We start from the raw sequence: 6,340 nt of genomic DNA on the forward strand, positions 1-6,340 counted from the left end.
ATGCCGGCGTGGCGGAACTGGCAGACGCACAGGACTTAAAATCCTGCGGGACTTATACTCCCGTACCGGTTCGATTCCGGTCGCCGGCACTGTATATCTATTCCTGCTAAATCCTGAATAGTATACAATGTGTTTTGTTTACGAATCGAGTCAACCTCTCTTTCATGCTTCTGAGGTTGACGAGATTTGTAACTTTGTTAGTAGTACAATATGTGCGTGTAGCTCAGCTGGATAGAGCACTTGGCTACGGACCAAGGTGTCGGGGGTTCGAATCCTCTCACGCACGTTTCTTCATGCTTCTGATTCCTCTTTTGAGGAGTCTTTTTTTGCTTTATTTTTGCACCTTTCAATGTAAAAATCATATAATATAATTTAAAAATAAAAAATATTTTTTATTTTTAAATTAAGAAAGAGGTACTATACCAAAAGTTATCATTCTATTTATAATATGTGCATCTATATCCAAGAAAGAAGCAATATTGATATTTTTCAAGCTGAATGTGTTTCAGGGAGAACTTAGTAACAAAAAATTTAAACATATTGGGGTTGGGCTTTAAAATATAAAATATTAACAAAAATATAATAAAAAAATTTTTAATATTAGTGAAAAAGTGTACTTGAAATCATAAAACATTTGTAATATAATAACACTGTTCCAAGTAAATCTAAATCATATGTTACCAAGAAACGATAGCATAAAGGATTCTAAGTAGCGTTTAAACACGTCTATTATATTATTTCTGATTCGTAAAATCCTTAAAAAAAATAAAATAAATTAATGAAAGCATATATGAAAGTTTTAAAAGTATGCTTTTTTGACAAGTTTTAAGATGATTATAAATATAATTTGAGGTATATTTTTATGATAAATTTTTAATATGAGATACTAACTGAATATAATCCAATGGAATTTGCGGGAAAGTTTAACTGAGAAAATTCAAATTTCTAAATATAGCGTTGATATGTAAGAGGTGTATTAATTAAATTAAGAGGTAAATAGAATCTTCTTAAATATGATCCCTTACTTCTATATAAACATAGTAAAATTCAGAATTAAATTAATAAGGAATTTAACATATATTGATGTATGTAGCCTCGTTCTTCTGTTTATATATACTTTTTTGATGCAGATACCAAAATGGATTATAAATTTCTATAATATTTGGTTTTATAACCATATATCTAAAATTGTGAGGTTGTTTAGGTGTTAGGTTATGAAACCGAGTTTAGTATGGGTCTTTACAACATAATAATTCACTTCTGGCATTCATCAGAAAAAAGATAGCGAATCTATTCTCATTCGAATTCTAATTCAGAGATATATCAAAAGTCTTTTCTTGCCATAATTATTGTGTTGATCTAAGAATCCGGATGGAAGTTTTGAGTCTAAAACAGAGTTCGGATTATCTATATATTCTACAAAATTAAAGAGAAACTCGCTCCCCTAAAAAAAATTAGGGGAGTTTTTTCTTTGTAAATATAATTATAAATTGATGCTGTATCATTTTCTTGATAAATTATTCTAGTATATTTTCTCTAGTTATTTGGAGAATAAGGTAGAACCTAAATGGCCACACAAAAAAGCTACGACTTAGAATATAAAATTCAGGCTGTCAAACTTCCTGGAGAAATTGGTATTAATAAAACAGCAAAGGAATTGGGAATAGCTGCCAGCACTGTAAAATGGTTGGAAAATGGCAGCTAAACAGGGTAAAATTGATTTGATTCCGATGATAAAACTCCTAAAGAAGCCATGTCTTTTGTGTAAGAATTAAATGCTTTTAGAAAAAAAGAGCTCTCATGGGGGAATAAAAGGCTCAAGGAAGAAAATGAAATTCTACCTGACGCAACAATTTTTTGCAGCGAGCTTTCGGAAGTCTGGAAAAACGAGCGATTAAAGTGTATTGTTCTTAGAACTGACGATAGCAAAATCAAGGGTAAGATTTCTGTCTACTGTATAATTTTAATAGTTACAAGGCAAGCCTTTTACAACTATTTGAAGAGGAAAGACCAGCCATGGAAATACAAATATATCACTGATGAAATGGAAGAAATCTATAAAGAAGATTTTCAAATCGATACATATGGAAGAACTGCGTATGTTCGAGGTAATCAATCTTAGGAATGAAGATGATTTTAGTTTCCATGTTTCAGGAGAAAGAACCATTTATAGAATCATGGAAGAGTTGGGAATAAGTCACAGGCCCCAATATACTCCTAAAGCTATTACGGTGGTTGATAAAAAGGCTCAGAAGTCTGATGATTTTATAAAGAGAGACTTCTATACAGATGAACCATTAAAAAATGTGTTACCGATATATCTGAATTAAAAGGCAGTGATGGTAAGCTATATGTCCTTTCCTGGTATCAAAGGAGCTATAGTCCATAGTGACAGAGGTACGCAGTACACAAGCGATTTATATCGCAAAAATATCAACAAATATAGAATCACCCAAAGCATGAAGAGTGCTGGTGGCAGATGTCATGACAATACCAGATGCGTAAGCATGTGGGCTAGGATGAAGGATGAGCTGTTCTACTCCAGAGGACTTAAGACCACTCAGTGTACTGTGAGGAAACTTAAGCTTATGATCTGGAGATACTTTATCAGTTATTGGAATAATAGGAGAATATGCACATCTAATGATGGGTTGCCGACTATGATCAAGAGAAAAAGATATTATGATGCTATGGAGAAAAAAGTTACATAAATAATTGGATATGCAAGAAAAGTGTCAAGTAATATTGTCAATTTCATATTAAACAAATACTGATAGCCCAATATCGCGGAATATTCAAAAGAATGAATAATAGTGATTACGCATACACATGCAGAATGGATTGGCTTGCAAACAATAGAAATTACAAAAATAGATGATTATATGTATATAGCCAGTAAGATTCTATACAATTATGTCGTTGCTAATGTAATGTATTCCATTGTATTTGGCAATAATAAAGAATGGAAGCAAAAATTATCAATGAGTAAACAAGTTAATCAATCGTTCCTGAGAATTTCTCATATACAATTCATATAATAATTCAGTATAAAGTTCAAAAAATAGGCTTGAATGTGATTCTCAAAGATGAAAAAGATACAAGTGGCGCGAGCTTTTTAGATAACGAAGAACCTGTTAAAGCAAACTATAATAAGTTCAGAAGAATTGTAAGTAATAACGGAATTAAGATAAATGCTGATGTAAACGGAGCATATCAGATAATGAAGAAAGTCTTCACTAATGTAACATCTGATGGGATACAGGGTGTAGCGTTTCAGCCGGTTAGAGTAAGTGTTGCGTAAGTGACGCTGACTAACAAATGTATTATGTTATAGAATTATAAGATTGGTTAATGTTTTTAAATAAAATAATAACGTGTTGATACTAACCATTGCTTGTAAGAAATTTTCAATTGTATCTAGAAGCGCGAGTAAATAGTGCTTGGAATGGAATATTTAAAATTTGCAAGAGCATTTTTACTACCTATTTTTATTAGTATTTATCTATTTCATATTATTCCTTTGCTTAATTTTAAATATCAATTTTTGAAAACAGTTTTAATTTGCAAATGTTTTGCAAAAATTGTTGACTTAATGAAAAACGGTGATATAATAAACAACTGAATAAAAATTATGTTTTGGAGGAAGAAATATGTCTACAAAAGAAGTGCCTATAGTGATAATAACCGGATATCTGGGGTCTGGAAAAACAACGTTAATGCAGAATATTTTGAAACAGGAAAAGCGAAAAATTGCACTAATCGTTAATGATATGGGAAGCATAAATATCGATGCATCTATTTTAAATAAAAACGGTAATCGTGTGTCCCAGGTTGAAATGGTTGAATTGCAAAACGGTTGTATTTGCTGCACATTACGGGATGAGTTTATGGATGAAATTGAAAGACTGGCAGCAGATAAAAGCATTGAAGCAATTTTTGTAGAAGCTTCAGGTATCAGCGAACCTTCTTCCATTGCAGGGGCTTTTATTAATTATGAAGAAATGACAGAAAATACGAGGGTTTATCTTAAAACTATTGTATCTGTAGTAGATGTTGACCGAATTTACAAAGAATTTCTTCATAATTTAAATTCTGAGTCGGATGCTAAAGATGGAGATGTTATAAATCTTATTATGGATCAAATTGAATTTTGTAGTTTGATGGTTTTAAATAAGATAGATTTGCTTACCAAAGAACAGCTTAATGAGGTAAAGGAAGGTCTTCGAGGTCTCCAGCAGGAGGCAGAAATGATTGAATGTGTAAATGGTGAAGTTGACTTGGAGTTGCTGCTTAATCACGAGGATTTTGACTTTGATGAGGTTGAAGCTTATAGTGCAGTTCAAAGAGCATTAAATAACTGTGAACATGAGGATGAGAAGGCTTGCGTTGATGAATATGGTATTACTTCTTTTGTTTTTGAAGAGAAAATGCCTTTTAATAGGGAAGCATTTAATAAACTTCTTGAGAAATATCCAGAAGAACTTATTCGTACCAAAGGATATGTTTGGTTTTCGGATGATTGGAAACATATACAGCTTTTTGAGCAGGCTGGGAGAAATGCTTCTATAACTGAATTGTCAGAGTGGGTGTCGGCATGGCCAAAAGAAGAGCTTGATAAGTTGGTGGAAGATTTTCCAGATATTAAAGATGACTGGGATGAGTTTTATGGCGACAGATGTAATCAAGTTGTTTTTATAGGTAAAGGTTATGAAAAGGCTGATATAGTCAAGCTTTTGTATGATGCAATTGAAAATGTAGGTTAAATTTTAAGTAGTGTATAGTTTTTGTGAGGAATTTGGAGTATTTAACATAATTGGATTGAAAAAATCATGATAGGAGCTGAGACTGTACATAGATATAACTGTCTCGAAAATCTTTGCTCGCTAGCAGTTCAATGCCGGAACAACTGATGTTTGTAGAAAGAAAGTTACATATTTATTGGTGCATGCCATTAGAATAGTTTTTGTGATAGAAATGGTTTTCTAGATACCAGAACAACTGATGTTTGTAGAAAGAAAGTTACATATTTATTGGTGCATGTGATTAGAATTGTTTTTCTAATATAAATGATTTTAAATTTAAAAGTGATTTTTATGTTATTTGTTTTTTGGAAAGTAGCGGAGTGGATTTAAGAATGGAGTATTTACTAGGGTTTTGGTAGATTTTTAATTAGAATAAATAATGTAAAATTTCTGATGTATCAGTTAGCTATTTTGCTAGTTGTAAGCAATAAAATAAGCTTGTCAGTAAGAGATTTTTTGATGCATTTATCAAATATAAGAGTGCTGTATACAGACAATATATATTTGCCTTAAGGAGAAGTTTTATTTGAAGCACATATCCTAAGTAATATTGCTATCAAATTGTTGATTGATACTAAAAATAGACCTAGGGAGGGGGGACAAAAATCTGAATAAAATAGTAGGTGTCCGTAGATTGTATATGCAAGTACAACTGATGGTTGTTGAAAGAAAGCTACATTTTTATTGGAGAATGCCATTAGAATAGTTTTTGCGATAGAAATGGTTTTATAGACATTGGAACAAATGAAAACAATGCAAGTTTATATTTACTTTATAACTCCCTTAAAAACCAGGTCAAAAGTACCGGGAAAAGTGTCATACCTGCAGAGGCGATTAAGTGATTATAAACAATTCTAAAAAAACAGATTTTTTATTGAAAATAGGAAAATAGTATGATAATATGACCATACAAACAAAAAACAAAGAACAAAGAACAAAAGAGGTTAAACACAGAAGAAAAAACAAGAGAAAAATTAAATAAATTACATTGAACGAAAAGGCAAACCATTCGAAAGGATGGGACGCAAAGCTTAGAGTCTAAGGTATCAAAAGATACTATGACAGTCAGTTACCGAATTTAATTTGTTTATTAATCTTGAAATAATTGGTTGGTTGGGAACTAATTATCGGTTACGGGGTCTGGGAAACAATCGTAAACCTGATTAATAATATTCAGTAAAAGCGTCTTGCCTTAAAATTTATGGCAGGACTTTTTTTCGTTCATAAAGTAATTTTCCATAGTCTAAGGAGGACGAAAGTATGAATAAAAAAGGTTTAAGGTTAATGGGTTTAGTACTTGCAGGTTTTGTTTCAGTTAATTCAACAGTTAATTTTGGAAGTATAACAGTTAAGGCAGAAAGCGCAGAGCTTGAAGCAGTAGTAGAAGAAATCACAGTAGAAAATTCTAAGGCAGCAGTTACACCGGGTACATTAGGTGGAATGCTTGAAGCATCAGATATTAGCGATATAAGCAATTGGCAAAGCGGAAACTACAAACATAATACATTGGAATACAATCCAAACGCTAATTACTTATG

General features: G+C 31.7%; 5 protein-coding genes, 2 tRNA genes and 1 riboswitch. All 7 genes read left to right on the top strand.

All coding sequences use genetic code 11. The annotated features are described in order from the left end of the window. Positions 1-2: 2 nt before the first annotated feature. A tRNA-Leu gene (locus BM153_RS13165) sits at positions 3-89 on the top strand. Between the two features lie 123 nt (positions 90-212). Next, positions 213-286 (top strand) — tRNA-Arg (locus BM153_RS13170). A 1,281-nt stretch (positions 287-1,567) separates the two neighbouring features. Next, the gene (locus BM153_RS13815; protein ID WP_177205724.1) at positions 1,568-1,705 is read left to right on the top strand and encodes a hypothetical protein; all 138 of its coding nucleotides are present in this window, start codon (positions 1,568-1,570) and stop codon (positions 1,703-1,705) included. Between the two features lie 394 nt (positions 1,706-2,099). After that, on the top strand, positions 2,100-2,330 hold the full coding sequence (locus BM153_RS14240; protein WP_330392169.1) for a hypothetical protein: 231 nt from the start codon (positions 2,100-2,102) through the stop codon (positions 2,328-2,330). 743 nt (positions 2,331-3,073) lie between these two features. Further along, a complete protein-coding gene (locus tag BM153_RS13185; protein WP_092874934.1) occupies positions 3,074-3,301 on the top strand; it encodes a hypothetical protein in 228 nt (75 codons plus the stop codon). A gap of 349 nt (positions 3,302-3,650) precedes the next feature. Further along, complete coding sequence (locus tag BM153_RS13190) at positions 3,651-4,763, top strand: CobW family GTP-binding protein (protein WP_092874937.1); 1,113 nt, start codon at positions 3,651-3,653, stop codon at positions 4,761-4,763. 1,028 nt (positions 4,764-5,791) lie between these two features. Then, positions 5,792-5,879, top strand: a riboswitch (cyclic di-GMP riboswitch). A gap of 183 nt (positions 5,880-6,062) precedes the next feature. After that, positions 6,063-6,340, top strand: a 278-nt coding sequence (locus tag BM153_RS13195; protein WP_143088318.1) for a hypothetical protein, incomplete at its 3' end; no start/stop codon positions are given.

The sequence above is a fragment of the Acetitomaculum ruminis DSM 5522 genome (assembly GCF_900112085.1).
In the GTDB taxonomy this organism is placed as follows: Bacteria; Bacillota; Clostridia; order Lachnospirales; family Lachnospiraceae; genus Acetitomaculum; species Acetitomaculum ruminis.